General features: G+C 71.0%; 27 protein-coding genes, 1 tRNA gene and 1 pseudogene. 14 read left to right on the top strand and 15 right to left on the bottom strand.

Annotated elements, in window-relative coordinates:
* Nucleotides 1-159 precede the first annotated feature (159 nt).
* Nucleotides 160-1,296 carry an alpha/beta hydrolase gene (locus tag GA0070612_RS12010; RefSeq protein ID WP_197699357.1) on the top strand — a complete coding sequence of 379 codons (1,137 nt, stop codon included), beginning with the start codon at nucleotides 160-162 and terminating at the stop codon, nucleotides 1,294-1,296.
* A gap of 21 nt (nucleotides 1,297-1,317) precedes the next feature.
* Here the strand turns inward: GA0070612_RS12010 and GA0070612_RS12005 are convergent, their stop codons facing one another.
* The gene (locus tag GA0070612_RS12005) at nucleotides 1,318-2,013 is read right to left on the bottom strand and encodes a hypothetical protein (protein ID WP_088987982.1); all 696 of its coding nucleotides are present in this window, start codon (nucleotides 2,011-2,013) and stop codon (nucleotides 1,318-1,320) included.
* Nucleotides 2,014-2,173: 160 nt separating this feature from the next.
* Between GA0070612_RS12005 and GA0070612_RS12000 the strand changes: the two genes are divergently transcribed.
* A tRNA-Arg gene (locus tag GA0070612_RS12000) sits at nucleotides 2,174-2,246 on the top strand.
* Between the two features lie 29 nt (nucleotides 2,247-2,275).
* A pseudogene (locus GA0070612_RS33020) lies at nucleotides 2,276-2,548 on the top strand (site-specific integrase); the annotation flags it as partial.
* Nucleotides 2,549-2,921: 373 nt separating this feature from the next.
* Here GA0070612_RS33020 and GA0070612_RS31400 read toward each other — a convergent pair.
* Complete coding sequence (locus GA0070612_RS31400) at nucleotides 2,922-3,383, bottom strand: hypothetical protein (RefSeq protein WP_157742459.1); 462 nt, start codon at nucleotides 3,381-3,383, stop codon at nucleotides 2,922-2,924.
* A gap of 540 nt (nucleotides 3,384-3,923) precedes the next feature.
* Between GA0070612_RS31400 and GA0070612_RS11990 the strand changes: the two genes are divergently transcribed.
* The 4 genes from GA0070612_RS11990 (at nucleotide 3,924) to GA0070612_RS11960 (ending at nucleotide 7,043) form a co-directional block, all read left to right on the top strand.
* Nucleotides 3,924-4,286 carry a VOC family protein gene (locus GA0070612_RS11990; RefSeq protein WP_157742458.1) on the top strand — a complete coding sequence of 121 codons (363 nt, stop codon included), beginning with the start codon at nucleotides 3,924-3,926 and terminating at the stop codon, nucleotides 4,284-4,286.
* An 876-nt stretch (nucleotides 4,287-5,162) separates the two neighbouring features.
* Nucleotides 5,163-5,393 carry a GntR family transcriptional regulator gene (locus tag GA0070612_RS11970; RefSeq protein WP_088987977.1) on the top strand — a complete coding sequence of 77 codons (231 nt, stop codon included), beginning with the start codon at nucleotides 5,163-5,165 and terminating at the stop codon, nucleotides 5,391-5,393.
* A gap of 103 nt (nucleotides 5,394-5,496) precedes the next feature.
* On the top strand, nucleotides 5,497-5,994 hold the full coding sequence (locus tag GA0070612_RS11965; protein ID WP_088987976.1) for a SigE family RNA polymerase sigma factor: 498 nt from the start codon (nucleotides 5,497-5,499) through the stop codon (nucleotides 5,992-5,994).
* Complete coding sequence (locus GA0070612_RS11960) at nucleotides 5,994-7,043, top strand: hypothetical protein (protein ID WP_088987975.1); 1,050 nt, start codon at nucleotides 5,994-5,996, stop codon at nucleotides 7,041-7,043. The genes GA0070612_RS11965 and GA0070612_RS11960 overlap by 1 nt, the downstream gene beginning before the upstream one ends.
* A 185-nt stretch (nucleotides 7,044-7,228) precedes the next feature.
* Here GA0070612_RS11960 and GA0070612_RS11955 read toward each other — a convergent pair whose 3' ends face one another.
* Both GA0070612_RS11955 and GA0070612_RS11950 read right to left on the bottom strand, forming a co-directional pair.
* On the bottom strand, nucleotides 7,229-7,663 hold the full coding sequence (locus GA0070612_RS11955) for a VOC family protein (protein ID WP_088987974.1): 435 nt from the start codon (nucleotides 7,661-7,663) through the stop codon (nucleotides 7,229-7,231).
* Nucleotides 7,664-7,693: 30 nt separating this feature from the next.
* Nucleotides 7,694-8,707 carry a hypothetical protein gene (locus tag GA0070612_RS11950; RefSeq protein ID WP_157742457.1) on the bottom strand — a complete coding sequence of 338 codons (1,014 nt, stop codon included), beginning with the start codon at nucleotides 8,705-8,707 and terminating at the stop codon, nucleotides 7,694-7,696.
* Between the two features lie 94 nt (nucleotides 8,708-8,801).
* Between GA0070612_RS11950 and GA0070612_RS11945 the strand changes: the two genes are divergently transcribed.
* The 6 genes from GA0070612_RS11945 to GA0070612_RS11920 all read left to right on the top strand — a co-directional run bounded on the left by GA0070612_RS11945 (nucleotide 8,802) and on the right by GA0070612_RS11920 (nucleotide 13,940).
* On the top strand, nucleotides 8,802-9,272 hold the full coding sequence (locus GA0070612_RS11945; RefSeq protein WP_088987972.1) for a hypothetical protein: 471 nt from the start codon (nucleotides 8,802-8,804) through the stop codon (nucleotides 9,270-9,272).
* 295 nt (nucleotides 9,273-9,567) lie between these two features.
* Nucleotides 9,568-9,963, top strand: coding sequence for a VOC family protein (locus tag GA0070612_RS11940; RefSeq protein WP_088987971.1), 396 nt, complete (start codon nucleotides 9,568-9,570; stop codon nucleotides 9,961-9,963).
* Nucleotides 9,964-10,082: 119 nt separating this feature from the next.
* Nucleotides 10,083-11,261 (top strand): sensor histidine kinase, encoded by a 1,179-nt coding sequence (locus tag GA0070612_RS11935; RefSeq protein WP_088987970.1) that lies wholly within the window; start codon nucleotides 10,083-10,085, stop codon nucleotides 11,259-11,261.
* A 55-nt stretch (nucleotides 11,262-11,316) separates the two neighbouring features.
* Nucleotides 11,317-12,459, top strand: coding sequence for a hypothetical protein (locus GA0070612_RS11930; protein ID WP_231924621.1), 1,143 nt, complete (start codon nucleotides 11,317-11,319; stop codon nucleotides 12,457-12,459).
* On the top strand, nucleotides 12,432-13,145 hold the full coding sequence (locus tag GA0070612_RS11925; protein WP_088987968.1) for a response regulator transcription factor: 714 nt from the start codon (nucleotides 12,432-12,434) through the stop codon (nucleotides 13,143-13,145). Before GA0070612_RS11930 ends, GA0070612_RS11925 begins: the two co-directional genes overlap by 28 nt.
* A 72-nt stretch (nucleotides 13,146-13,217) precedes the next feature.
* Complete coding sequence (locus GA0070612_RS11920; RefSeq protein ID WP_157742659.1) at nucleotides 13,218-13,940, top strand: hypothetical protein; 723 nt, start codon at nucleotides 13,218-13,220, stop codon at nucleotides 13,938-13,940.
* Here the strand turns inward: GA0070612_RS11920 and GA0070612_RS11915 are convergent.
* From GA0070612_RS11915 to GA0070612_RS11870, 10 genes are all read right to left on the bottom strand, one after another.
* Nucleotides 13,822-14,802, bottom strand: coding sequence for a GlxA family transcriptional regulator (locus tag GA0070612_RS11915; protein ID WP_088987967.1), 981 nt, complete (start codon nucleotides 14,800-14,802; stop codon nucleotides 13,822-13,824). The two genes, GA0070612_RS11920 and GA0070612_RS11915, sit on opposite strands and share 119 nt — an antisense overlap.
* A gap of 4 nt (nucleotides 14,803-14,806) precedes the next feature.
* Entirely contained in the window at nucleotides 14,807-15,415 is a 609-nt protein-coding gene (locus tag GA0070612_RS11910; RefSeq protein ID WP_197699356.1) for a cysteine hydrolase family protein, read from the bottom strand.
* 81 nt (nucleotides 15,416-15,496) lie between these two features.
* On the bottom strand, nucleotides 15,497-16,249 hold the full coding sequence (locus GA0070612_RS11905) for a lysophospholipid acyltransferase family protein (RefSeq protein ID WP_088987965.1): 753 nt from the start codon (nucleotides 16,247-16,249) through the stop codon (nucleotides 15,497-15,499).
* A 94-nt stretch (nucleotides 16,250-16,343) separates the two neighbouring features.
* On the bottom strand, nucleotides 16,344-18,404 hold the full coding sequence (locus GA0070612_RS11900) for an amylo-alpha-1,6-glucosidase (RefSeq protein ID WP_088987964.1): 2,061 nt from the start codon (nucleotides 18,402-18,404) through the stop codon (nucleotides 16,344-16,346).
* A complete protein-coding gene (locus tag GA0070612_RS11895) occupies nucleotides 18,404-18,775 on the bottom strand; it encodes an SCP2 sterol-binding domain-containing protein (protein WP_088987963.1) in 372 nt (123 codons plus the stop codon). The genes GA0070612_RS11900 and GA0070612_RS11895 overlap by 1 nt, the downstream gene beginning before the upstream one ends.
* Nucleotides 18,776-19,113: 338 nt before the next feature.
* A complete protein-coding gene (locus GA0070612_RS11890; protein WP_088987962.1) occupies nucleotides 19,114-19,530 on the bottom strand; it encodes a CBS domain-containing protein in 417 nt (138 codons plus the stop codon).
* Between the two features lie 207 nt (nucleotides 19,531-19,737).
* Nucleotides 19,738-20,211: a PPOX class F420-dependent oxidoreductase gene (locus GA0070612_RS11885; protein ID WP_088987961.1), complete on the bottom strand. Its 474-nt coding sequence runs from the start codon at nucleotides 20,209-20,211 to the stop codon at nucleotides 19,738-19,740.
* An 82-nt stretch (nucleotides 20,212-20,293) separates the two neighbouring features.
* Nucleotides 20,294-21,319: an aspartate-semialdehyde dehydrogenase gene (locus GA0070612_RS11880; RefSeq protein WP_088987960.1), complete on the bottom strand. Its 1,026-nt coding sequence runs from the start codon at nucleotides 21,317-21,319 to the stop codon at nucleotides 20,294-20,296.
* Nucleotides 21,320-21,489: 170 nt separating this feature from the next.
* On the bottom strand, nucleotides 21,490-22,827 hold the full coding sequence (locus GA0070612_RS11875; RefSeq protein WP_088987959.1) for a M16 family metallopeptidase: 1,338 nt from the start codon (nucleotides 22,825-22,827) through the stop codon (nucleotides 21,490-21,492).
* The gene (locus GA0070612_RS11870) at nucleotides 22,824-24,113 is read right to left on the bottom strand and encodes a M16 family metallopeptidase (protein WP_088987958.1); all 1,290 of its coding nucleotides are present in this window, start codon (nucleotides 24,111-24,113) and stop codon (nucleotides 22,824-22,826) included. The genes GA0070612_RS11875 and GA0070612_RS11870 overlap by 4 nt, the downstream gene beginning before the upstream one ends.
* Before the next feature lie 100 nt (nucleotides 24,114-24,213).
* Between GA0070612_RS11870 and GA0070612_RS11865 the strand changes: the two genes are divergently transcribed.
* Nucleotides 24,214-24,948, top strand: a complete 735-nt coding sequence (locus GA0070612_RS11865) for a phosphodiesterase (protein ID WP_088987957.1) — start codon at nucleotides 24,214-24,216, stop codon at nucleotides 24,946-24,948.
* Here GA0070612_RS11865 and GA0070612_RS11860 read toward each other — a convergent pair.
* A complete protein-coding gene (locus GA0070612_RS11860) occupies nucleotides 24,915-25,133 on the bottom strand; it encodes a hypothetical protein (protein ID WP_088987956.1) in 219 nt (72 codons plus the stop codon). The genes GA0070612_RS11865 and GA0070612_RS11860 overlap by 34 nt on opposite strands.
* Nucleotides 25,134-25,189 lie beyond the last annotated feature (56 nt).

The following is a 25,189-nucleotide window of genomic DNA, read 5'->3' as shown; positions in this document are numbered from 1 at the left end:
CGGGCGACCGGGCAGGGGGCGGCGGGCGACCGGGCAGGGGACGGCTGGCGACCGGGCAGGGGGCGGCGGGCGACCGGGCAGGGGACGGCTGGCGACCGGGCAGGGGGCGGCTGGTGCGAGGGCTACCGCTGGGTAGGTTGGCGGCGTAGCGTCGCGTTCGTGGAACCGGACGTGTTGGGGCCGCCGTACGAGCGGCAGACGATCGACCTGGGCACCGACGACGAGGGCCCGGTCGTCGCGACAGTGGTCCGGCGGCGGGCCGAACGCCCCACCGGACGGGCCGTGCTCTACGTGCACGGGTTCGTCGACTACTTCTTCCAGACCCACCTGGCTGACTTCTTCGCCGAACGCGGCTGGGATTTCTACGCGCTCGACCTGCGCAAGTACGGCCGCAGTCTGCTCCCGGGACAGACTCCGAACTTCTGCCGCGACATCAGCGACTACTTCCCCGAGCTGGACGCCGCCGCCGAGATCATCCGCAAGGACGACGGCCACGACACCCTGTTGGCGATGGGCCACTCCACCGGCGGCCTGATCCTCTCGCTCTGGGCGGACGCCCGCCGCGACTCCGGCACCGTCGACGGCCTGGTGCTCAACAGCCCCTTCTTCGACCTGAACGCACCCTGGGCGGTCCGCCGACCCCTCGCGGCCGCCGTCGCCCGGCTGGGCCGCAGGGCGCCGCACCGCATCCTTCCGTTCGGGCTCGGCACGGTGTACGGCGAGAGCCTCCACGCCGACCACCGCGGCGAGTGGACCTATGACCTGGCGTGGAAGCCCCTCGCGGGGTTCCCGGTCCGGGCCGGCTGGCTGAACGCGATCCGCACCGGTCAACGCCGCCTGCGCGCCGGACTGGACATCCAGGTGCCGGTGCTGCTGGCCTGCTCGACCCGCTCCTTCCGGGGCACCCGCTGGCACGACAACGCGACCCTGGCCGACGCCGTGCTCGACGTCGAACACATGGTCCGGTACGCGCCGCGCCTCGGCCGCCACGTCACCCTCGCCCGCTTCGACGGCGGGCTGCACGACCTCACCCTCTCCGGCCCCGCCGTACGGAAGAAGGTCTTCGACGAGGTGGGCCGCTGGGCCGAGGCGTTCCTCGCCGCCGGCCCCACCGCCCCGGCCACCGCTGACCCGGACACCGCTGCACACATCACCCCGGCTGGTCCTGCGCCGGCCAGCCCGGGACTGACCGCCCAAAGCCCGACCGACGTCGACTCGACCGTCGGCACAGCCGGACCGCCCGAGAGCCGACGGGCCGCCGCCGACGCGGCGGATGCGGCGACGCCCGGCGGCTGACCTGCCGGGAGGCGACGCGGCTCAGACGTCGCCGGGCGTCACCGGAAGAACCGCGCGGATCCGGTCGAACGTCGCCACCGGGTGACCGCCGACGCCGTGTAGCACCAGCCCGAGGCAGTACGGCGAGACCTCGCCCGTCGCGTCGGGCTGGACGACGAAGACCGGCGCGCCGACGTACCCCGGTGGCAGTTCGGTAGTGATCCGCACGGCGTCGGCGTCGCGGACGACGCGCTCGATCGCGACCTCAAGCGGCCGGGAGCCGTCTTCGCGTACCCCAAGGGCCAGCACGAAAGCGGAACCGGCGTCGGCGCCGAGGCGGGCGACGACCTCGGGCCCGGCGGCGATCCCCGCCGGCACCGGCTGGACGCGCCAGCGCCAGCCGCCGTCGCCGGCGTAGCGGTGCAGGCCGCCGGTCGGCAACACCGCGACCCCGTCACCCGGAAAACGGGCCCAACCAGGCACGATCTCGGCCTCGGACACGACCGCCGGGGCGACCCCCGCCGGCTCGGTGACGCTCGCCCGCAACCCCAGCTCACCACCCGAGGCGCCCACCAGGTCGGCCGCCGTCAGCAGCGACTCCCCCACCGGGTCGTCGCCGTCCCGGAAGAAGAAGGCGGTGCCGAAGGCGTCGCCCGAGCGGTACGGCAGGATGGCGCGGCCGACGACCTGGCACAGCTCGTAGGCGACGTCGCTCTCGGCGTCGGAATCCAGCAACACCAGGCAACGGTACGGGTCAAGGTCACGTCGGTTCCGGGTAACCCGGATGCCCGCCGCACGGCCGACGTGAGACCCTGCTCGGCAACGTGGACGCGGGCACCCTTTACGCCGCCGGGAAGCCGGACGGCGGTACCCTCTGGGCGCGACACCCACGCCACACGCGCCCGTAGCTCAGCGGATAGAGCAGGGGACTTCTAATCCCAAGGCCGCAGGTTCGAATCCTGCCGGGCGCACAGGTACTTCCTCAATCTGACCGGCCTGCTTGGGGCTATTCGTGGTGCAAGCCCGCTGCGGCGGCCTCGTGACAGCTCGAACGGCGCACCAAGCACCAGCGCGGCGAGATCGAACCCCTGCCCAGCGGGTCACTGCGGGTCAAGGTCTATGCCGGCGTCGACCCGATCAGCGGCAAGCGGCACTACCTCAGCGAGGTCATCACTCCGGCCGCGCTGCCGCGAAGGAAGCCGAGAAGGCACGCACCCGCCTGCTGGCCCAAGTGGACGAGCGGCGCGACCCACGCACACAGGCCGCGCTCGACTAACTCCTACCACCGATTCTCGATGGAGCGTTGCTGCTGCGGAAAGCCTATTACCAACGGCCCGTCGTTTCGTGGCTACCTTCTGGGCCTCCCGCACCAGCCGCCGTGCCTCAAGCGTGACGGCGGCAGCGCGATGGCGGCCGCTCCCAAGCGGCGGAGCTTGCGGCCCGTCAGACAGGCCCTAAAAATCCACGGGAAATTCTAATCCCAAGGCCGCAGGTGCGAATCTTGCCGGGCACACAGGTACCTGCTCAATCTGAGTTAACCCCACGGCAGACCGGGCTGGACGACAGCGGCAAGTTGGCTAGTCCCCGTTGCGTCCCCTCAGCCACGACACAACACTGCCCGCTGCAGACTCGTAGTATCGACCGCCCTATTCATTGATCAGCACAGCTTGCCCGAACGCTACATGCTCAACGTCACGCTGCTCGCTAGTCTGCTGGTCTCGGCCAGCGCAACGAACCTTAAGTTGGACAACACCTTGTAGATTAACTTCCACCGCCGAAGGCTTCCCAAGCGCCGCGGTCTTTTTGACACCGATCTGCTGGCCCGAATTCGAGTAGAATGTCACATCTGCCGCACGCCCGGATGCGTAGGGCGTCTTGTCGTCGAGTCCGAGCCAAAATCTGAGCGCCTTGAAACCGCCTACCGGTATTACGAAGTATGTATTCTTGCCGCGACAGGTGAACTGAACAGACTGCTGGTAGGGCTTCCCACCCATCACCACCGAAGCAAACTTCTCAAAACCTCCGTTACGGTCAGGGCAACAGTCAGTTTCTTCTAAATGCTCGCTCAGGTCTTTGGCAGCGAGAGAAGGCCCTGGGATAGTCTCCACGGGCCCGCTTTCCGGGACAACTGGTTCGCCTGAGAGGCCTTCGGTCGACGGCGACTGCCTGCTTGCCTCTTCGCTCAAGGACTCTGACGCGGAAGGCTTCAAAACGGGTTCGGGAGGGAGGGAGGGAGTTGGCTTCTGAGAGAAAGCCGCTGCGGGGCCAGAGTCGCGCATCTCGTCTCGAGTGAGTGAGGCCACCGCAACAAGCACACCAACAAAGGTGCACAGGCCAGCAATTACGCTAACCACCGACACAACGACTGGATCCTTCGCCCATACCACAAAACGACCCATAGCGCCTTTCACCAGTCCTTCGAAAACGAGTGGACTTCATGTCAACAAGTAACGCCCCGCGAACGCGTCACGACAACCTACGCAGCGTGCCAGCATCATGCAATGATGAACATAATTCGCTTCATCAGTTCAAGCGTCCTTCGTTCCCCTCCCCGGGCGCGTAGCTGCCTGCTGCTCGGCAGTGGTCCCCCGCTCGGAAAGTCGCCTCGTTGATAACGTCAGGCGGTGTCGATGTTTCGTGATCCTCAGGTGATCCTCTTCAGCAAGGACGTCTCGCGCACCTCCGAGTTCTACACGGGCCTCGGCTTCGCCGAGACCTTCCGGGTGCCAACCGAAGGCGAGCCCATTCACGTCGATCTCGTACTCGACAGCTACAAGATCGGCATAGCCTCGGTTGCCTCCACCCGGGACGACCACGGGCTCGACCCCGTACCCCAGGGTCAACGGGCTGCGGTGATCCTCTGGACCGACGACACCGCCGCCGCGTACGCCGAACTCACGGCGAACGGCGTCCCTGCCCTGGCCGCACCCCACCGGTGGCTCGATCGCCTGCTGATCGCCTGGGTGGCTGACCCGGACGGCAATCCGATTCAGATCGTCCAGCAGCTCTGACGGCATCGTCTGCACGCATCGCTCGGCAGTAGCCGCGCACCGCAAGCTAACCCACTCTGCGGGCAAGCCCATCCCGTTCTCGAATCAAACGAGCCTGGGTCAAGCTTGGTACTCCGCTCCGACTTACTTGCGGCAAACGCGGCCGTCTCTGCTCGACCACGATTCCTGCTCGCTTGACGTAGACCTCCCTCCGATCCGTAGCCGCCTCCTTCGCGTCGAGCACGTAGCCCGTCAGCCACACCCATCCGTGGTACGGGTCGACGTCGCCGATCGACACGAGCCGGATGCGTAGCGCCCGCTCACCGCTGAACTGCGCCGAACACGCCGACCCGATCAGCACGACGTCGCCGGACTTGAGTGTGGTCACGGGATCCACCCGAGGAAGCGGAGCCGGAGGGTGTCGTGCGGAGCCCAGCTCATGTCCTGCCGAGCGGACACCAGGCACGTACCCATGTAGATGGTCAGCAAGGATGAAGCATCGGTATACTCGCCCAGCAATTCATCGCGCCGCGAACGGCAGGGCCACGGCCGGTCGCACGCCTCACACAGCCAGATCGGCAGAACCGGCCCGTGCCGCGTCATTGGTCTTCACCGGGCCAGTGCCCCCGATTGATCGGGATGCGATGACGGGATCGACAGGGAAGCTGCGCGCCACAGCGGCACACGTAGCGCCATTGCGACCAGCTCCAACATGGACGGTGTCGCCGCGCAAGGGTCAGCGCCACTGACAGCAGGTATTCGTCGTAGCGGACCCTTCGCATCCAGCCTCCTACAGTCCGTGACCCTTTCCGCGTTGACCGTAGCTCTGTACGTCCCTGTACGTCTATAGACATACCGACGATCTGAACGTACATGTACGTGCCCTAGGTTGCGTCCATGATCGATCCACTGTCTCCGACGCCGATGTACGTTCAGCTCGCAGACGTGATCGCCAAGCGGATCGAGGCCGGGGAGCTGCAACCTCGCCGACCCATTCCGAGTGAATCGACCCTTCAGCAGGAGTACGGCGTCGCTCGCGGCACGGTGCGCGCGGCAGTGCGCCTCCTGCGTGAGCGCGGCCTGGTGATGACCGTGCCGCAGCGGGGCAGCTACGTCAGCGACAAGTAGACAGGCCAACTGCTCGACGTCCGTCCAGCCCGACGGCGGCGGCTGAGGCAGGAACCGCCCAACCGGTGTCTACGGGTTGGCCGGCCTACGGCGTTAATAGGGCGTGACATTCGAGGAGTACGCGTTCGCTCGCACTTCGGCGCTGGTGCGGCTCGCCCGACTGCTGACCGATGACGAGCATCGAGCCGAGGACCTGGTCCAGGAGGTCCTCGCCAAGGCGTACGCCCGCTGGGGGCGGATCTCCCGGACGGACCGGCCCGACGCGTACGTCCGTCGGATGCTCGTCAACGCCCACCACTCGTGGTGGCGGCGGCGGAGCAGTCGCGAGGTCTCGGTCGCGGCGGTGACCGACCGGGCCGGCGCGGCGGACGAGGCGACGGTGGTGGCCGAGCGCGACGCGTTGTGGCGGCTCGTCCGTGAGCTGCCGAGGAGCCAGCGCACGGTGATCGTTCTGCGCTACTACGAGGATCTCGACGACACCTCGATCGCGGAGATCCTCGCCTGTTCGGCGGGCACCGTTCGCACACACGCGAAGCGTGCCCTGGCGACGCTGCGAAGGCGGCAGGAAGCACTGACCCCCGCACGGACAGGAGAGTTCTGATGTTCAGCGATCTCGATCAGCAGCTCACCGCCACTCTCCAGCACCGCGCGGGCGGCGATGTCGACCCGACGCCGATCGTGGAGCGGGCCCGTCATCGCGGTCGCCGGCTCAGGCTGCGTCGTCGTGGGCTGATCGCCGGGGGCGTGGCGGCGGCGTGTGTCGCCGTCACCTCGGTCGTCCTGGCGTTCCCGACCGGCCGGGGCAGCGACGATCCGATCATGCCGGCGGCGGCGCTCCTGCTGCCGGAGGCGTCGGGGCAGAGCGGTGCCATCGCACGCCCCGAGGACGTCGGCGCCGATCCGGCGACCGTGCACTTCTCGACCGAGGCCCTGGTCGACGGCGCCGAGTGGGCGACGTGGAGCGCCGGTCGTGGCACCGAGAGCGTCGAGTTCCGGGGCCCGAAGGGCCAGGCCCGTTTCGCGTTGGCGCGCAGCGCAGCGGCGTTGGACGGGTTGCAGCAGACGTTGTCCTCGGCCGGGCGACCGCAGCCACGCACCGAGGCGCGGGTCGGCGACCGCTCGGGGGTCGCCTGGTTCGACCCGTCCGGTGACCGGAAACTGTGGTTCGTGCGGTGGCAACCCGCCGACGGGCTCTGGGCCCAGCTGGACATCTACGCGACCACCCCGGATGAGGCGACCGGCACCGCGGCCAGGGTCCGGTTCGACAGTGCCCACCGCTGCGTCGTGCCGTTCCGCCTGGGATCGGTGCCGCCCGGTGGACGGTTGCTCGGATGCTCGGTCACGCTCGGCCGCTCGCGGGACAGTCGCTTCGTGGACGGTTCACTCGTGGTCGGTGACGACACCGGTCGCTGGTTGACAGTACGGGCGCAGCGCGCGCCGGACGGCTACAAAGCCCGATCCGGTGACCTCGTCGCGGGCCCCTACCGGGCCCGTCGGCAGGGCAGCGACGTGCTGGAGATGGCCGTCGAACACTGCGTCGTCGAGGCGTTCCGCAAGGGGCGGGGCAGCGGCTACACCGAGGCGGAGGGCCTGACGATCCTCGGCGGTTACCAACCGACCGGAGACGTCGACCGCCCAGACACCTGGTGACGCCCCCTCGGAGACCCAGCAGATGTTGGCACGCCTGCCGGGTCCGATCGTGCCAGCGACGCTCGTCCGGGCGCGAAAGAGAGCTGGCGGGGTAGATCTTGGACAGTTTCCGTTCTGACGGAACGGAAACTGTCCAAGATTGCCAGCGGTGGCGCGTGAGAGGGCCTGGCACGCGCGTAAGAGCCTCAGGCTGAGGCTGCCGCCACGCAGAACTCGTTGCCCTCCGGGTCGGCCATCACCACGTGCTGGTGGTCGACCTCGACCAGGACGGTCCCGCCGGCCCGCACCAGACGAGCGGCCTCGGCTCTGATCCGCGCCCACCGCTCGTCGGGGCTGCCGCGCCCCGGCACCCGGATGTCGATGTGCAGGCGGTTCTTCGCGGTCTTGGGCTCCGGGACGGTGAGGATGGAGAGGTACGGGCCGACACCGTCCGGGTCGCACAGCCACGCGCCGTCCTCGGGTACGTCGTCCTCGGGTAGCTCGTACTGCGCCGGCCCCTCCTCGCGCGTGGCGGAGGGCGGTGGTGGTGGCTCGTCGATGTAGCCCAGGGCGGTCTTCCAGAACGCGGCGAGCACCCGGGCGTCGGTCGCGTCGAGGGTCAGGGAGATTCGCGCTGCCATGAACGGGACGCTAGCCCGACCCCCCGACCCTCAGACCGGCCCCAGCAGCTTGGCCAGCGCATCGTCGCCCTGACCGAGTTGCGCCCCACCGCCCGGCGACGTGACCAGGAAACGGTGGCAGCCGTCGAGTTCCACGTACCGCTCGGGTCCGGCGGTGGTTTCGTCGAGCGGGCGCAGCACCGCGAACCGGGACGCCGGGGTGGCACAGTCGGCCACCGCCCGACGGTTGGACAGGCCCCGGAGCACGCCCGCCTGACGCTCGGCAGGCAGCGGCCCGCCGTACACGAAATCTCCCGCCGGTTTGTCGCCGCCCTGTTCCGACGCGGGCACCTCGTAGACGCAGAGGCGCAGCGGCCCGGCGGCCGGTGACACGGCCGACGCGGGCGGCCTGGGGCCGCCGTGGCGGGTCTCGACCCACACCATGTCCGACCACCGCTGCGCGCATCCGGCGGCTTCGGCCGCCGGGGATTCGACCTGCCCGACGGTACGGGTGGCCACCGTCTTCCACTGCAGCCCGGCCAGCGCGGAGGTCACCTCGGTACGCGGTTTGCGGCAGGAGTCCGTCGGCAGGTACGGGCGCAGCCAGCGGCCCTGCTCGTCGACGAGGGCCAACCAGGGCGGAATGACCATGTCGAGGGTGCAGGCGACCTGCCCGTCGGCCTGCTGGTCGGGCAGCCGTAGCGCGGCGAGCAGCGCGCCGATGTCCTCGGCGCGCCGCTCGGTGGCGGTCTGTTCCTGCCCCCCGTTGGGGCGCGGCCGGATCTCCCGCCCGCAGAGCACCACGGCGACCGGTGTGAACGCCGGGTCGATGCGCCCGATTCTCGGCTCGGGCACGGCCGGTGCCGACGTCTGCGGATCTGGCACGGTGATCACCTCGCCGGCGCGCGGTGCCGCCTCGGCGCAGGAGGTCCACGCGTCGACGATCTCGGCCGGGCCGAGCTCCATCTCCACCCTCGGCCCCCCTGTCGTGTCGACGCAGCCAGCCAGGGCCACGCCGAGCAGCGCGACCGCCAGTGCCGTCCGGGACGAGCGCATCCGGCTCACCACCTCTCCACCCGGGAATGGGACGGCCGACGGGCACGCCCGGTTCCGCCGACAATCAACGGAACCGACAGCAGCTGTCGGGCGTCACAGCGGAATGGACCGACTGCGTGCCGCGACCCTCACCGTGACGGCGCTCCTCGCCACGGCGGGGTGCACCGAGGGCGACGCTCCCCCGCCGCCGCCGAGCCCCGCCGTGTCGCTGAGCCCGGACGTCCCGGCCGTGCGCCTCGTGGAGACGGACCAGGCGGACCTGCACCTCTGGGTGAGCAACCAGTCGTTCACCGATGACCTGGTCGCCCTCACGGTCAGCATCGACGGCACGACGATCGTCGATCGGCTCTTCGCGGTCGAGCATCAGCACAACTGGGTCCTGTTCCCGGTGCGGGTCGCTCCGGGTGAGCATGTGGTGCGCATCGTCGCGGGCACAGGGATCGAGAAGCAGGCGAGCTTCACGATGCCCGAGACCGGGCGTCAGTACGCGGCCATCGACTACGGCAACGCCATGGACGAGCGTCAGCGGCACGTCAACTGGTTCATCCGGTCCACCCCGATCGGGTTCGCCTGAGCGACCGGCAGCGTGACACGGGCGAGCGCGGCCGACCGGCAGCGTGACACGGGCGAGCGCGGCCGACCGGCAGCGTGACACGGGCGAGCGCGGCCGACCGGCAGCGTGACACGGGCGAGCGCGGCCGACCGGCAGCGTGACACGGGCGAGCGCGCACGACCGGCAGCGTGACACGGGCGAGCGCGGCCGACCGGCAGCGTGACGCGGGCGAGCGCGGCCGACCGGCAGCGTGACGCGGGCGACCGACGGGCATGCCGCCGGTCGGGCTCGCGACGCCCGCCATCATGATGGCCGAATGGCACATCTGGGACTTGTCGCGCTGCTGGTCACTGATTACGACGAGGCGATCGACTTCTACGTCGGCGGCCTCGGTTTCGAGTTAGTGGAGGACACCGCCCGACCGGACGGCTCGCGGTGGGTGGTGGTCCGCCCGGCAGGTGCCCGGGAGACGGCGTTGCTGCTGGCCCGGGCGAGCACCGCCGAACAGCAGGCCCGGGTCGGCGATCAGACCGGCGGCCGGGTCGGGCTGTTCCTCCACACCGAGGACTTCGCCCGGGACCACGCCCGGATGGTGGCCGCCGGGGTGCGCTTCCTGGAGGAGCCGCGCCATGAGGCGTACGGATCCGTAGCGGTTTTCGTCGATCTCTACGGCAACCGGTGGGACCTGCTCGAACCCCGCAGCACAGAGTGACACATTAGCGACACTATGCACTCAAGTGGTCGGCGCTCGCAGTAAAGCATGCTATTGTCCGATGTCGATCTCCGCCCGCGCGGACCCGGACCGGGTCGTTGTCGGAAGGACACTTCCCGATGCCGGGCACTGCCACCTCTTCCGTGCCGCCGACCACGCTGGACAACCCGGCCGGCGGGGCGCTCGGCCTCATCTTCACCACGTTGCCGGCGATCCTGCGGCTGAGCTGCGGGCTGGTCGGCGCGGCGGTGGCCCTCTCGGTGCGGACCCCGCCGGTCGAGCCGGCCGTGCTGCTGCCCGCCGTGGCCGCGCTGACCGGCTGGTCGATCTGGTACGCGCACCGCGCGCTACGCCACGGCATCGGGCCGAACCTGATCGCCGGTGACGTCGCCGTCACCGCGCTGACCTGCCTCTTCATCCCCGTCCTGGTGGCACCCGGCGTTCTGCCCGGCGAGGGCAGTTGGGTCGCCGTGCTGGCCAGCACCACGGTGATCAACACACAGGCCACCGCCCCGGCGCGCTGGTCCATCCCGGCCGGGCTGCTCGTCGTCGCCACGTACGTCACGGGCGCGCAGGCGGCCGGCAATCCGACCGAGGCCCGGGCGCACGCCGCCACCCTGCTGATGCAGACCCTCTGCACCGCCATGATGGCGGGGGTGATGCGCCGACGGATCGACCGTGCGGACCGCGCCTTCGTCGAGCACCAGCTGTTGACCCGGGAGGCGGTGGTCGCGCGGGCCGCCCGGGACACCGAACGCCGGCAGAACCGCGACCTGCACGACACGGTGCTCGGCACGTTGACCATGGTGGGGCTCGGCGCGGTCTCCGGTCCCTCGGCCGCCTTCCGTGAACGGTGTGCCGCCGACCTGCGTACCCTCGTCGCGCACACCGACGCCAGTCCGGTGGCCGGCGACGGCCCGGTGCCGCTCGACGGCCGGCTGCGGGCGGTCCTCGACCGCCTGCCCGAGCTTCCGGTGCGCCTGGCCCTGGAGTCGCACGCGGTCCCGGCGGGGGTTGCCGACGCGATCAGCGAGAGCGCCTACGCCGCGCTGTCCAACGTGGTCCGTCACGCGCCAGGCGCGCAGGTCACGGTGGCGATGAGCCGGGACGCGGTGGGCGTCGTGGTCGAGGTCGTCGACGACGGTCCCGGCTTCGACCCGGCCACCGTCCCACCTCACCGGTACGGGTTACGCGAGTCGATCCGCGGTCGGATGGCGGCGATCGGCGGGCGGGCCGACGTGCACTCGACACCCGGCGCGGGCACCCGGATCCGACTGGAGTGGCCCGGTGTCGGCTGACCTCGGCGCGCCGCCGCAGACCGCCGGCGCACCGGAGGCACGGGACCGGACCAGTGTGCCGGTGCCCCGGGAGCCGGTCGCCGCCGAAGGGCTCGCCGCGCCCGCGGCCGTCGCGCGCGCGTCCGACCGGGGTGCCCGGATCGCCGCCGTCGCCATCGCGCTGGTGTGGCACGTCGCGATCGGGCTGCCGGCGGTGTCGGCCGCCCGTTCGGAGTTCGCCGCGCCGGCCGTGGTGGTGGGCGCGTGGGTGCTGGTCGCGGTCGTCGGCGCGGTGGCCGGGGTGCGCCTGCTGCGCGGCACGCCGCTGCCGTCGTGGCCGTTGGCCGGCTTCTTCCTCGTCGTCGACGCGGCTGTCTTCGCCGCCGCCGGCGAGGGACAGTTGTTCACCGCCGCCAACTGGGTGTGGGGCACGCTCGGCTGGTTCTTCGTGCTGGCCGTGTGGGGACGGCGGGTCGTCGGGCTGATCGCGTTGCTGAGCACGCACGCCGTGATCGCGTTGGTGGCCGTCCTCGGGCACGGGGCCGACCCGACCGACATCGCCCGCTACGTGATGTACGTCTACGGCACGTTCTCCCTGCCGGTGGCGGTGTTCGTGGGCAGCACCGCGATCGTCGCCCTGGCCCGGGAACGGGCCGCCGTCTCGGCTGCCGGCCACGCGCTGGCGGCGGAGCGCGACGCCGCGGAACGTGGCCGCCAGGACCGCCGGGACCGGCTCGCGCTGGTCAGCTCGGCAGCCGGGCGGGTGCTCGGGGAGTTGGCCTCCGGTACGGCCGATCCGAACGACCCGGAGGTGCAACGCCGCAGCGTGCTGGCTGCCGCCCGGCTACGCCGTCTGATCGCCGAGTCCGACGACGTGCCCGACCCGCTGCTGCACGAGTTGCGGGCCGCCGCCGACCTGGCCGAACGCAACGGCCTACCGATCGACCTGGTCACCATCGGAAACCCGCCGCCGCTGCCGGTGGAGATCCGACGTCGGCTGGCCGACCCGCTCACCGCCACCCTCGCCGACGCCCACGGCTGGGCCCGGCTGACAGTGGTCTCCGGCCCGGACGAGGTGGTGGTCAGCCTGGTCACCCCGGACCGGGAGGGGCCGGAGGCGACCGGGCCACCGCTCGCGGAACACGACGGTGGGCCGGTGGAGCACCTCTACGAACGGGACGGGGACATCAGATGGGCGCAGACCCGGTGGCGGCGATGACCGGCGAACGGCCGATCGGGGTGGCGATCGTCGACGACCACCCGGTCGTGGTCGAGGGCGTCCGGGCCTGGCTCGCCACCGAACCACGGCTGACCGTGCTGGCCACCGGCGACGACCCGGACGAGGTGCTGCGGGCCGCGCCGGACGCCGACGTCGTCCTGCTCGACCTGCGGCTGCACGGGCGGATGGCGTTGGACAAGTTGGCCGAGCTGAGCGCCGCCGGGCGGCGGGTGGTGGTCTACTCGGAGCACACCGACCCGCAGACCATGCTCGCCGCGCTGGACGCCGGGGCGGCGGCGTTCCTGGCCAAGCACGAGGGACGGGAGCACTGCGTGGCGACCGTGCTGGCCGCCGCGAGCGACCGGCCGTACGTGCCACCGGCGTTGGCCGGGGCGATGGTCGGTGACCCACGGCCGGATCGGCCGATGCTGTCCGACAAGGAACGGGAGGCGCTGCTGCTCTGGTTCCAGTCGATGTCCAAGGCGTCGGTGGCCCGCCGGATGCAGATCAGCGAGCACACGGTGAAGCAGTACGTGGACCGTGCGCGGATCAAGTACACCCGGGCGGGGCGGCCAGCCGCCACAAAGGCGGCACTACTCGCCCGCGCGATCGAGGACGGCCTCGTCCGCCCGGAGGAGATCGGCATCTACCGGTCACACGCGACGCACGACCGGCCGACCCCCTAACAGGCGTCATGACAGCGGGCCTCCGATCCGACAGGCTTCTCTTCACAGTCAGCCGAACGGGAGGTCGTGACGATGCACGCCGACGCGTCCCCCTTTTTCATCGGTCCCCACCGGTTCGACGCGCCCGACGACGATGTGGGGCCGATCCTGGATCGCCGTTACCGCCTGCGCCCGGTCCCCGGTGAGCGGGTCCTCGGCCACCACCGCCTGTTGGTGGCGGGTTACCTGCTCGGGCCGAGCGAGGCGCGGCGCCGGTGGCAGCTACCCGAGCCGGTCGCGGTGACCATCACCGACCAGCGGATCTGCTGGGTGGGCAGCGGATCGCACCTGTCGCTGGTGGTGGCCGACACGACCCGGGCACGGCCGCCCGCCCGACCCAACGGCCTGATGAGCGGCCAGATCCGCTGGCAGTGGCCGTCCCGGTTGGAGCTGCCGGCGGCCGAGCAGGGCACACCCGCGCAGTTGCTGATCGTCTGCGACGCGTTGCGCACCATCCAACAGCCGGCATTGGCTCTCGGTGGGCCACCGGCCGAGGTCACGGCGCTGGCTCAGCAGATCCGGCGGGCGGTGGCCATGTTCCGGCTCACCCATCCCCAACTGGTCGACCTCTCGGCGCAGGAGCGCGACGTGCTGCTGCTCCGGGCCGGCCCCGCCCTCCTCGCCGGGGAAAACCGGGTCACGCTGCCCGGCTCGCTGCCGGTGGAGTTCCACTCCCGCGACGACTACTACCGTTCGGGGCCGGAGCCGACCTCGTGGGACGGGCTCGCAGGCGGCGCAGCATCCGGGCATCGCTGAAGCCGACGGTCCGCGCTGCGGCCTCCACCGTCGCGCCGTGCCCGATGAGGTGCTCGGCGCGTTCCACCCGCAGCAGTTGCTGGTAGCCGAGCGGAGTGAGCCCGGTGGCCGCCCGGAACAGCCGGGTCAGTGTCCGCTCCGCGAGACCTCCGGCGGCGGCCAGGTCGGCCAGTGGCAGGGTCTCGGCGTAGCGGCTGTCGATCAGGTCCTGCACGCGGTGCACCGAATCGGACAGGTGGGAGCGGTGCCGCATCATCGCGCTGGCCTGCTGCTCGTGCCCGTGGCGACGGGCGTACACGACGAGCGTGCGGGCGATCTTCGCGGCGGCCCCGGGCCCGTGCCGGGTGGCGACCAGGTGCAGCGCCACGTCGATGCCACTGGCGATACCGGCCGAGGTGACCACCCGGTCGTCGACCACGTACAGCACGTCGCGGACCACCTGGGCCGCCGGGTGACGGCGGGCCAGGTCGTCCTGCACCTCGTGGTGGGTGGTGCACCGTCGGCCGTCGAGCAGCCCGGCGCGCCCGAGGGCATACGCCCCGGCGCAGACACTGGCAACAGTGCCACCGGCCGCGTGGTGGTCGGCCAGCCGCCGCAGGTCCGCGGGCGACACCGGCCCCTCCGGCCCGTGCGCCGCCGGCCGCCAACCCGGCACGATCACCAGGTCGTCCGGGGTCAGCTCGGGCCACCGGGTCTCGGCGACCAGGGGTACGCCCTGCACGGTGGGCACCTGCTCCCGCTCAGCCACGTAGTGCAGTCGGTAGTCGAACCCGAGGTCGGCGGCGCTGGAGAAGACCTGGGCCGGCCCGGCGAGGTCCAGGAGGTGCAGCTGCGGGACCAGCAGGAAGACGACCCGGGTCATCGCGTCAGCCCCGGGTGCCGGCGAGGGTCGCGCCGGTCACCTCGTCCACGGTGCGGATGGTCGCGAAGCGGCCAGCCAGCGCGTACTCGGTGCGGGTGACGATCTCCTCGTTGGTCAGGGTGCGCGGGTCGGCGAGGATCTCCGCGACCGTGGCGGTCTCCGGGACGTCCCGGTGTGGGATGGGGAAGGTCATCGTGGCGTCGGTGACGAAGGTCATCCGGTAGCCGAGGTCCGCGCCGACCCGGGTGGTGGTCTCCACGCACTGCTCGGTGCGGATGCCGCAGACGGTGAGGTCGTGGATGCCGGCCTGGGTGAGCACCTGCTGAAGGTTGGTGGTGGTGAACGCGTTGTGCGCGGTCTTGACCAGTGTCGGCTCACCGTCTGCCGGGGAGAGCCCGTCGATCAGCCGCACGTGCCCGAGGTCGGGGTCGAACAGGCCACCCGTGCCGGGCTCGGAGTGCAGGACCCAGATCACCAGGTCGCCGCGCTCCCGGGCGGCGGCGACCAGCCGTTCGACCTGCCGGACCAGGTCGGGGTTCGAGCCGTACGCCCAGATCGGGCGCTGACGGAAGGACTCCTGGACGTCGATCACGACGAGTGCTGTTCTGCTCATGACTGACGATCCTGACCGGATGACGAGCACACCGGGAGACACCATCGCGTCCAGGTGCGGAACGATCCGGCCACGTCGGCGTCAGGCGCTGGGAGCGCTGTGCTCGGCGGCGTCGTCCAGGGCGGCGGCCTCCTCCGGCGTGGGCGCGGTGCCGCCCAGGTGCGCCGGCTGCCACCAGGAGTCCTCCGGGCCGGCCGGCTTCTCCGGGTAGTCCCGCTGGGCCCGGTCGACGAGAGCGCTGAGCCGGGTGGTCAGCTCGGCGGCCAGCACATTCGGGTCCGGGAAGTCCGCCGGGTTGATCGGCTCACCGATCAGGATGGTGATCGGCGTGTGCCGGCGGGTCAGCGTGCGGGGCCGACCCTTCGTCCACAGCCGCTGGGTGCCCCAGAGCGCGACCGGCAACACCGGCACCTTCGCCGAGCGGGCCATCCGGACCGTTCCGCTCTTGAGTTCCTTGACGGTGAACGACCGGCTGATCGTCGCCTCCGGGAAGACGCCGACGACCTCCCCCTGCTTGAGCGCGGTCACGGCGGCGCGGAACGAGGCCGCGCCGGCCTGCCGGTCCACCGGGATGTGCCGCATGCCGCGCATCAGCGGGCCGGAGATCCGGTGCGCGAAGACCGACTCCTTGGCCATGAACCGGACCAGCCGACCCGACGCGTTCGCGCCCAGACCGGCGAAGATGAAGTCGAGGTAGCTGACGTGGTTGCTGGCCAACACCGCCCCGCCCGTGCGGGGTACGTGGTGGGCGCCCTCGATGGTGATCTTCAGGTCGAGGAGACGGAACATCGTCTTGGCGGTGGCGATAACGGGCGGGTACACGAGCTCCGGCATTCGCAGAATCTACCCTGACCGGCTGCGGTCCGGCTCGGTGGCGAACCGGCGGCGACCCGACCCGCGTGCCACCGCCGGTTCGTCGGTCGGTTCCTCAGCCGTCGAGGTTGTCCAGGTCCAGTCGGCCCCGGGCGAACGCGTCCACCCGACCCCACCGACCCGGAATGTCCAGCACCTCGATCCGTCCCATGCCCACCGGCAGCCGTGGCTCGACCGCCAGGTGCCCCTCGTGCGGCTCCAGACCGAGCATGGTGCGCAGCAGCAGCAGCGGCGTGCCGGTGGACCAGGCCTGCGGGCTGCACGCCGTCGGATACTCCACCGGGAACTTCGTCAGCTCCCTCGGGTAGCCGCCGAACGCCTCCGGCAGCCGGCCGTCGAAGTACGTGGCCGCGTCCAGGATGCCGTTGGCGATGGTGGCGGCCTCCTCGGCGAAGCCGTACCGGCGCAGACCCCAGGCGATGAAGGAGTTGTCGAACGGCCAGATTGTGCCGTTGTGGTAGCCGATCGGGTTGTACCTGGTCTCCCCCTCGGCCAGGGTCCGTACGCCCCAACCGGAGAACAGCCGCGCCCCCACCAGGTGCTCGGCGAGTTTCTCCGCCCGCTCGGCGTCCACGATCCCGCTCCACAGCAGGTGACCGATGTTGGAGCTGAGGATGTCGCACTGGCGGCCGTCCGGGTCCAGGGCCAGGGCGAAGTACCCGCCGTCCTCCACCCACCAGTCCCGGTTGAACCGCTCCTTCAGCTCTGCCGCCTCCCGCTCCAACTGGTCGGCGAACTCCGGGTCACCCCAGAACTCGCGGGCCAACCGTGCCCCGCGGATCTTCGCGTCGTACGCGTACCCCTGCACCTCGCAGGTGGCGCGCGGAAACGGCGGAAGGGTGCCGTCGGAATAGGAGATCGAGTCCCAGGAGTCCTTCCAGCACTGGTTCTCCAGACCGGTCTCGGTGTTGCGCCGCTCGTACCAGATGTAGCCGTTGCCCACCAGGTCGGCGTAGTTGTCGATCCACTTCAGCGCCGCCCGGGACTCCTGCTCCAACTCCTTGACCAGCGCGACGTCCCCACTCCACCGCTCGTACTCGTCGAGCAGGATGACGAACAGCGGCGTCGCGTCCACCGAGCCGTAGTACGGCGAGTGCGGCTGCTCCTCGAACGCCGCCGTCTCGCCGTAACGCATCTCGTGCAGGATGCGACCCGGGTCCTCGTCCCGGAAGTCGTCGAACCGGCTGCCCTGCAACGAGGCCAGGATGCGCAGGGTCGTCTTCGACAGCTGCGGGGTGAACGGCAGCGTCTGGAGGCAGGTCAGGATGCTGTCCCGGCCGAACATGGTCATGAACCAGGGCAGACCGGCGGCCGGCAGGGTGGCCCCACCCAGCGACAGCGGCGAGAAGCGCAGCGCGGCCAGGTCGATCAGGCTGCGCCGGTACGTGCTGGCCACCCGACCGTGCTCACTGTTGACCTTCGGGGCGTCGGCGATCCACTGCTCCAGGTCGTGCTGGAGGGCGAGCCGCTCGGTGTCGCGCATGCGCAGACCCAGACGCAGATCCCGACCACCGGGCCCGACCGCGTGCGTCTCGACGTGGATCGAGGCCTCCCACTGCTCGTTGGGCTCCAGGTGCACGGTGTACGCGAGCCCCTTGCTGTCGTACCGGGGCGACATCGACGAGGAGATGATGGTCTCCCGCCGGAAGTTGCCCCGCCGGTACCCCAGCCGCAGCCGGTCCGACTCGACCTCGGTGTAAATCTCGCCCTTCTTGTTCAGGATCTCGTCCTTCACCTGGAACAGGTCGGCGAAGTCCGACGCCGCGTCCAGCCGTACTTCCAGGTCGACCGGCTTCTCGTCGTGGTTGAGGATGGTGATCTGCTCCCGGAAGCTGCTTCCCACCGCGCGTTCCCGGATGATCGACAGCTTCGCGTCCACGTAGTGCGTGGCCATGCCCGGCACCAGGAAGAACCGCGACTCGAAGTACTGCAGGTCGTCGAAGGAGAGCGAGTTGAGCCGCTCGCCGTTGACGGTCAGCACCCACGTCGACAGGAACCGGGTGTCGATGGAGAAGAGTCCGGTCGGCTCGCTCGGCGTCGCCTCGATGTCACCGGTGTCCTCGCAGACGACGAACGTGTTGCCGTCCAGGATCCGGATCGTGTTGCTCTGCCCCATCAGCGCACCTCCCCGACGAAGCGGCGACGGGGCCCACGGGCGTCCGGCGACCCCGGGAAGATCCGCTCGACCTGCACGACCAGGCGAGCGTCACCCGACACCGTCATGTCCCCGCGCAACAACGCGGCCAGGCCGTGCTCACGCCCGGCGGCGATGTCGTCGAACAGGATTGGATCGGCACCGATGACGGTGTCGGCCTCCTGATCCTCCTGGCTCACGTTCAACCGGCCGTGGTCGATCCTCAGCAGCCAGTGCCGGGTCTGCGCCCCCTCGTGCAGGTCGATACGCACTGTCCCGGAGGTCTTCGCCAGCAGAGGTTCGTACCCCCGCCGGTCCAGGTCCTCGAAGAACCTCGTGGTCGCGTCCACCATCGGGTCCACTCCTCCCAGTTGCCGGGCCCGGGATCCCACCCACCGCGCTCACCTCGCGCGGACGGCCGGCGTCGAACGTCCCCGCACGGGTCCCCGCACGCCCCCCACCCAACCTCGCCCAAAAAGGGTGACCCCACCCCCACCCCCACCCCGGCCCCTCCCCCACCCCGGCCCCCTCCCCCCTCTCTCCCGGTGATCAAGAGGTTTGCGTCACGACACGCCGGAAGGGCCGACGCAAACCTCTTGATCACCAGCGCAGGGTGGGGGCAGCGCCCCGGGGGCAGCGCAGCGCCGGCCCTTCCCCCAGGGGGAAGGGCCGGCGTGCCCGCGGCGGACGCTTAGTTGTTCGGGTCGTCGGCGCTGATGTCCGCGAGCACCGACTGCGGTTCGCGTTCGACAGCGAGGTCACCCATCGAGACCAGGCCGACCAGACGCCCGTCGTCGATGACCGGCAGCCGGCGTACGGCGTACGTACGCATCAGGTCCGCGGCGGCCACCGCGTCGTCGTACTGACTCACCGTGATCACGTCACGGGTGGTGATCTGGTTCAGCCGGGTCGAGCCCGCGTCCATGTTCTCCGCGACACCCCGGACCGTGATGTCCCGGTCCGTGACGATGCCGACCACGCTGTCTCCGTCGGTCACCACCACGTCACCGATCGCGCTGTCGCGCATCTCCTGCGCGGCTGCGGTGAGCGTGTCGTTGCCGTCCATCGTCACCAACCGGGTCGTCATGAACTCTCCGACCGTTGTCATGGTGCTCCCCTCTCGGTGTCGGCACGGCCCGTCTACCCGCCGCCCGGGAGGGGGTAACGCGCACTGCTCGCCGGGCTATCCGTGCGGGTGTCGCAGTCGCCGCAGCTCGTAGAGGGCGGTATACCCGTCGGCCACCGCGACACCCGGCCGACGCGGACGCGGGTCGGCTTCGGCCGGGTGGGGTGTACCAACCGGATGGCGGGCGCGTCAGCCCCGGGGCGGCATCCCGTAGACGCGCTCCACGTGCAGACGCAGCACCAGCCGCCCCTCGTCGACCATGGCCTGCCGGTATTCGGCCCAGTCGGGGTGTTCGCCGCGCAGTGCCCGGTAGAGACCCACCAGTTCCTCGACGGTGGCATCGTCGGGCTCGGTGCCGGGCGGGGTCAGCTCGGCGCGTCCCTCGACCACCGCGTACGCCCAGCCGTCCTCGCTGCTGACGTGGAAGCTGGCCCGCGGGTCCCGGCGCAGGTTGGCGGTCTTGGCCCGCCCCTCGGTGACGGAGACCCGGATCAGCCCGGCGTCCCGGTCGAACGAGTAGACCACTGTGGACATCTGTGGCCGCCCGTCCCGCTTGATCGTCGCCAGCACGCCCATCGAGCGGCCGGCGATCAGGTCGGTCAACGCCTGCTGGGTGCGGTCGTCCGGCACGGTTTCCTCCAGGTGGACGTCGGCTCCGTCCATCCAAGCATGCCCGGCCGGTCACCGCCCGAAACGCGACCGAGCCCCCGCCGGTGACCGGCGAGGGCTCGGGGTGACGCGACGGTCAGCAGCGCTCGGCGGCGACCAGCTCGGCGAGCTGCACCGCGTTGAGTGCGGCACCCTTGCGCAGGTTGTCGTTGGAGCAGAACAGGGCGAGCCCGTACTCCACGGTCTCGTCGACGCGGATCCGCCCGACGTAGGTCGGGTCCTGACCGGCGGCCTGCAACGGCGTCGGGACGTCGGTCAGTGCCACGCCGGGCGCGTCGGCCAGCAGCTCGTGCGCGCGGTGCGGGGTGAGCGGCCGGGCGAACCGGGCGTTGATCTGCAGTGAGTGGCCGGTGAAGACCGGCACCCGGACGCAGGTCCCGGACACCTTCAGGTCGGGGATCTCCAGGATCTTGCGGCTCTCGTTGCGGAGCTTCTGCTCCTCGTCGGTCTCGAACGAACCGTCGTCGACGATCGAGCCGGCGAGCGGGAGGACGTTGAAGGCGATCGGCTCGGCGAACGACCGCGGGGCGGGGAACTCCACCGCCGACCCGTCGAACGCCAACCCGGCGGCGTGCTCGGCGACCTTGCGGACCTGCTCGTCCAGCTCGGCAACGCCGGCCAGCCCGGCGCCGGAGACCGCCTGGTAGGTGGAGACGACGAGGCTGACCAGGCCCGCCTCGGCGTGTAGCGGACGCAACACCGGCATCGCGGCCATCGTGGTGCAGTTCGGGTTGGCGATGATGCCCTTCGGGCGGTCGAGGGCCGCGTGCGGGTTGACCTCGGCGACCACGAGCGGCACCTGCGGGTCCATGCGGAACGCCGACGAGTTGTCGATCACCACGGCGCCGGCCTCGGCGACCCGGGGGGCCAACTCCCGTGCCGTGCCCTTACCGGCCGAGAAGAGCACGATGTCCAGCCCGGAGTAGTCCGCTGTCGCGGCGTCCTCCACGGTCACCTCGCCGTCGCGCCACGGCAGCGTACGCCCGGCGGACCGCGCCGAGGCGAACAACCGCACCTGCTCCGCCGGGAACTCCCGCTCCGCCAGCACCTGCCGCATCACGCCACCGACCTGGCCGGTGGACCCCACAATGCCGATCCTCATGCCCGGAGGCTACCCATCCCGCCCCGGAAACCGGGAGCCCTTTCCCACCCCCCGGGTCCCGCATCACACCCGCCAGAGCCGCCCTCCCCCGTTGATCATGAGGTTGTCGCCGCGACACGCCATGGCGGGTGACGACAACCTCATGATCAACAAAGGAGAGCAGATCGGGGTCAGGCGATCAGGTCGCCCAGGTTCGCTGCCGTCAGGTCGTCGCGGATGACGGCGGCGTCACCTTCGACGACCAGGGTCAACGCCTCCGGGTGCAGGTGGGTGGCCGCCGCTGCGGAGACCTGGTCGACGTCCGCCGCCAGCAGCGACTCCCGCAGCCGGGCGTGATAGTCGTCCGGCAGATCGTGTACGACGAGCGTGGTCAACGCGGAGGCGATCGCCCGAGGGCTCTGCAACTCGACCGAGAGCTGCCCCGCCCGCCAGGACCGGGCCACCTCCAACTCGTCCTCGGTGACCCCGGTGGCCTGGGTACGGGTGATCTCACCCACCGCCTCCACCAGGGCCGGCGCGGTGACGGCCGTCTGCACGCCGGAGCTGACGGCGAACCGCCCGAACCGCCGGGACGACGCGAATTCACCCCGGATGCCGTACGTGTAGCCGTGCACCTCGCGGAGCAGGTGGTTGAGCCGGGACGTGAACGCCCCGCCGAGCACCGTGCCGGCGAGCGTCATCGGCACGTGGTCGGGGTGCGCCCGGTACGGCGACGGGTGGCCGAGTCGCAGCGTGGACTGCACCGAACCGGGCCTGTCCACCAGGATGATCCGCCGGCCGGTGTGCAGCGGCACCTCGATCGGGCCGCCCCGGTCGGCCGGCCCGCCTCCCGTGCCGGCGAACGCCGCGGCGGCGAGCGCGTCCAGGTCGATCCGGTCCAGGTCCCCGGCGACGACAAGGGTGCCGGGGCGCAGGAACCACTCGGAGTGGAAGACCGTGACGTCCTCCACGTCCAACCCGGCGACCGATTCCGGGTCGCCGTGCAGGGGACGTCCCCAGCGGTTCTCCGCGCCGAACAGGTCGGCGCGCAACGCCGCGTCGGCGCGCGGTCCCGGGTTGGCCCAGTCCATCCGCAACGCGGTCGCCTCGTCGTCGCGGACCCGGCGCACGTCGGCGGGGTCCAGTCGGGGCGTCCGGACGGCCTCGGCGAGCAGTTCCACGGCCGCGCTGAGCCGGTCCACCGGGATCACCACGCTGGCCTGGAACGAGTCCCAGTCCAGCCCGGTCGTCAACGCGGTACCGAGCCCTTCGACAGCGAGCGCGTACGCGGCGGCGTCCCGCTGCGCGGTCCCCTCTTCGAGAGCCTTGGCCAGCACACCGGACAGACCCTCCTTGCCGACCGGCTCCCGGCCCGCTCCCACGTCGAGCAGCAGCAGGGCCACGGCGAGGTTCTGCCCCGGCAGGTGCGCGGCCACGACCTGACCACCGGCCACGGAGCGGCGGACCACCGCCGGGAACCGGTACGGGCGGGCGGCGCCCGGGCCGGGACGGTCGGCGATCAACGTCATGAGGTCTCCTCGGGCAGGTAGGTCAGGATGACCCGGTCGGTGGTGAGCACCTCGGCGGCGGCCTCGGCGATCTGCTCGGCGGTCACCGCGAGCAGGCCCGGCAACTGGTCGGCGACGCGGGCCGGGTCACCGAACTGGGTGGCGTACCGGCCGAGCAGGTCCGCCCGGCCGTCCACCGTGGACAGCTGCCGCCACCACCCGGTGCTCAGCAGCGCCTTGGCCCGGTCAAGTTCGGCGGCGGTGACCGGCACGGTGGCCAACTCGTCGACGACCTCGGCCAGCCCTTCGGCCAGCCGCTCGCCGCTCACCCCGGGGCGGGCGGTGGCGGTGGCGATCAGCGGTGCCGGGGCGTGCGCGAGGTCCACCCCGTACGCCCCGACCAGGTCCGGCTGGGCGATCCGCTCACCGTCGGCGAGCCGCTGGTAGAGCCGGCTGCCCCGGCCACTGCCGAGGACTGTGGCGAGCACGGTGATCACGTTGTATTCCGCGCTGCCGAACGGGTAGCTGCGGTGGGCGATGTACACCCGGGGCGCCGGCACGTCCGCGCTCACCGACTCGACCGCCGTCTGCCCGGTGGCCGGGACACTGCGCCCGTCCGGGGCCGGCGGGATGTCGTCGCGCGGGGGCAGCGCCCCGAAGTACTTGTCGGCCAACGCGAACACGTCCGAGGCGGTGGCGTCGCCGACCACTGTGAGGACCGAGTTGTTGGGCGCGTAGTAGGTCTGGTGGAACGCCTGGAAAGTGGCAAGGTCGGCGGCGTTCAAGTCAGCCATCGAGCCGATCGTCGCGTGATGGTAGGGGTGCCCCGGCGGGTAGAGCAGCGGCAGCAACCGCAGCCAGGCGTCCCCGTACGGAACGTTCTCGTAGCGTTGCCGGCGCTCGTTCTTCACCACCTCGCGCTGGTTGTCCAGCGTCTCCTGGGTGAGCGCCGGGACCAGGCCGCCCATCCGGTCGGCCTCCAACCAGAGCGCCAACTCCAGGTGCTCGGCCGGGACCGTCTCGAAGTAGTTGGTCCGGTCCGGGTTGGTGGTGGCGTTCAGCGAGCCGCCGGAGCCCTGGATCAACTTCATGTGCTCGGTCTTGGCGACGTTGACCGAGCCCTCGAACATCAGGTGCTCGAAGAGGTGGGCGAAGCCGGTCTGCCCGGCCGGCTCGTGCCGGGAGCCGACGTCATACCAGAGGTTGACCGCCACCGCCGGCGCGGTGCGGTCCTCACTCACCACCACGCGCAGGCCGTTGTCCAGTCGGGACGTCTCGATGGGCCAGGGGTAACCACTGTCGGGCATGCCCCGACGCTATCCGATCTCCCGGGCGGAAAGGTGACGTGCGGCCGGTCGGCGAGCCGACCCGTCGCATCAGAGAGGCCGCCCGGGGTATCGGAGGGCAATGACCGTCACCCCGCCCCCGTCCCGGCTCGCCACCGCCGTCGAACGCGCCGCCGCCGCGCTCAGCCGACGCCGCGGCCGGTTGCTGCATCCGGCCGGTCGCTCCTTCACCGGCGAGATGATGATCTGGGGTACGCCCGGACCACCCACCGGGGCCGGTCTGCTGGACGACCCCGGCCGGTACCGGGCGACCGTCCGGCTCTCCAAGGGCACCCCGACGCCCGGCAGTTGGCCGGACGTGCTCGGCCTCGCGGTACGCCTGCACCGCGACGGCGGCCATCCGTTCGACCTGCTGGTCAGTTCCAGTGGCGCGGCCCCGCTGCTGCGTAACCTGCCGCTGCCCCGGCGCGACTTCACCGGGACGTACACCTCGATCATGGGTTACCGCGTGGGCCCACGCCGGATCTGGCTGGCCGCGCTGGCCGACCCTGACTCGGTCGGCCTCGGCCGCGGCCTGAGCGCGGTGGCCGCCGCGACCCGGACGGACACGCCGCGACTGGTGCTCGCTGTCGCGTCCGCCGTGGGGCCGTGGCGGCCGGTTGGGGAGATCAGCATCGGCGCCCAGCTCGACGCCGAGGAGGATGCCGCGCTCGCGTTCGACCCGGTGCGCAACCTGCCACCCGACCTGCGGGTGGCCGGCCCTCTGGGCTGGCTGCGGGAGCAGACCTACCGGGGGTCACGCCGGGCTCGCGGCGCGGACGCTCAGTCCGGGGGTTCGACAGCGACCACCGTCTGATCCGAGGTGCGCCGTTCCAGCACCGTGTCCGGTGCCGCGTTCTGGTCCTCCTCGCGGAGGTCCGACTCGGCGAGGATGGCCTCCGCCTGCGCCTCCGGGTCGTCGCTGCCCACGGCCTCCTCCTCGGGCAGGAGGTGGTGGGCTCGGGACTCCACCCGGTCGTGATCGCTCTGTTCGTCAGTCATGGCACCCCTGTTACCCCGCCGTGGACCGTGACACGCGATGGTCACTCCGCATCTTG

The sequence above is a fragment of the Micromonospora chokoriensis genome, assembly GCF_900091505.1.
Classification (GTDB): domain Bacteria; phylum Actinomycetota; class Actinomycetes; order Mycobacteriales; family Micromonosporaceae; genus Micromonospora; species Micromonospora chokoriensis.
The sequence above is the reverse complement of the archived record's forward strand: the minus strand, read 5'-3'. Positions and strand labels throughout refer to the sequence as shown.

What these genes read in the sequence shown, in the direction of transcription:
- GA0070612_RS11970 (WP_088987977.1), top strand. Translation starts at nt 5,163, where the DNA reads ATGATCGATCCACTGTCTCCGACGCCGATGTACGTTCAGCTCGCAGAC.
- GA0070612_RS11960 (WP_088987975.1), top strand. Translation starts at nt 5,994, where the DNA reads ATGTTCAGCGATCTCGATCAGCAGCTCACCGCCACTCTCCAGCACCGC.
- GA0070612_RS11955 (WP_088987974.1), bottom strand. Translation starts at nt 7,663, where the DNA reads ATGGCAGCGCGAATCTCCCTGACCCTCGACGCGACCGACGCCCGGGTG.
- GA0070612_RS11945 (WP_088987972.1), top strand. Translation starts at nt 8,802, where the DNA reads ATGGACCGACTGCGTGCCGCGACCCTCACCGTGACGGCGCTCCTCGCC.
- GA0070612_RS11940 (WP_088987971.1), top strand. Translation starts at nt 9,568, where the DNA reads ATGGCACATCTGGGACTTGTCGCGCTGCTGGTCACTGATTACGACGAG.
- GA0070612_RS11935 (WP_088987970.1), top strand. Translation starts at nt 10,083, where the DNA reads ATGCCGGGCACTGCCACCTCTTCCGTGCCGCCGACCACGCTGGACAAC.
- GA0070612_RS11925 (WP_088987968.1), top strand. Translation starts at nt 12,432, where the DNA reads ATGGGCGCAGACCCGGTGGCGGCGATGACCGGCGAACGGCCGATCGGG.
- GA0070612_RS11920 (WP_157742659.1), top strand. Translation starts at nt 13,218, where the DNA reads ATGCACGCCGACGCGTCCCCCTTTTTCATCGGTCCCCACCGGTTCGAC.
- GA0070612_RS11915 (WP_088987967.1), bottom strand. Translation starts at nt 14,802, where the DNA reads ATGACCCGGGTCGTCTTCCTGCTGGTCCCGCAGCTGCACCTCCTGGAC.
- GA0070612_RS11910 (WP_197699356.1), bottom strand. Translation starts at nt 15,415, where the DNA reads ATGAGCAGAACAGCACTCGTCGTGATCGACGTCCAGGAGTCCTTCCGT.
- GA0070612_RS11905 (WP_088987965.1), bottom strand. Translation starts at nt 16,249, where the DNA reads ATGCCGGAGCTCGTGTACCCGCCCGTTATCGCCACCGCCAAGACGATG.
- GA0070612_RS11900 (WP_088987964.1), bottom strand. Translation starts at nt 18,404, where the DNA reads ATGGGGCAGAGCAACACGATCCGGATCCTGGACGGCAACACGTTCGTC.
- GA0070612_RS11895 (WP_088987963.1), bottom strand. Translation starts at nt 18,775, where the DNA reads ATGGTGGACGCGACCACGAGGTTCTTCGAGGACCTGGACCGGCGGGGG.
- GA0070612_RS11890 (WP_088987962.1), bottom strand. Translation starts at nt 19,530, where the DNA reads ATGACAACGGTCGGAGAGTTCATGACGACCCGGTTGGTGACGATGGAC.
- GA0070612_RS11885 (WP_088987961.1), bottom strand. Translation starts at nt 20,211, where the DNA reads ATGGACGGAGCCGACGTCCACCTGGAGGAAACCGTGCCGGACGACCGC.
- GA0070612_RS11880 (WP_088987960.1), bottom strand. Translation starts at nt 21,319, where the DNA reads ATGAGGATCGGCATTGTGGGGTCCACCGGCCAGGTCGGTGGCGTGATG.
- GA0070612_RS11875 (WP_088987959.1), bottom strand. Translation starts at nt 22,827, where the DNA reads ATGACGTTGATCGCCGACCGTCCCGGCCCGGGCGCCGCCCGCCCGTAC.
- GA0070612_RS11870 (WP_088987958.1), bottom strand. Translation starts at nt 24,113, where the DNA reads ATGCCCGACAGTGGTTACCCCTGGCCCATCGAGACGTCCCGACTGGAC.
- GA0070612_RS11865 (WP_088987957.1), top strand. Translation starts at nt 24,214, where the DNA reads ATGACCGTCACCCCGCCCCCGTCCCGGCTCGCCACCGCCGTCGAACGC.
- GA0070612_RS11860 (WP_088987956.1), bottom strand. Translation starts at nt 25,133, where the DNA reads ATGACTGACGAACAGAGCGATCACGACCGGGTGGAGTCCCGAGCCCAC.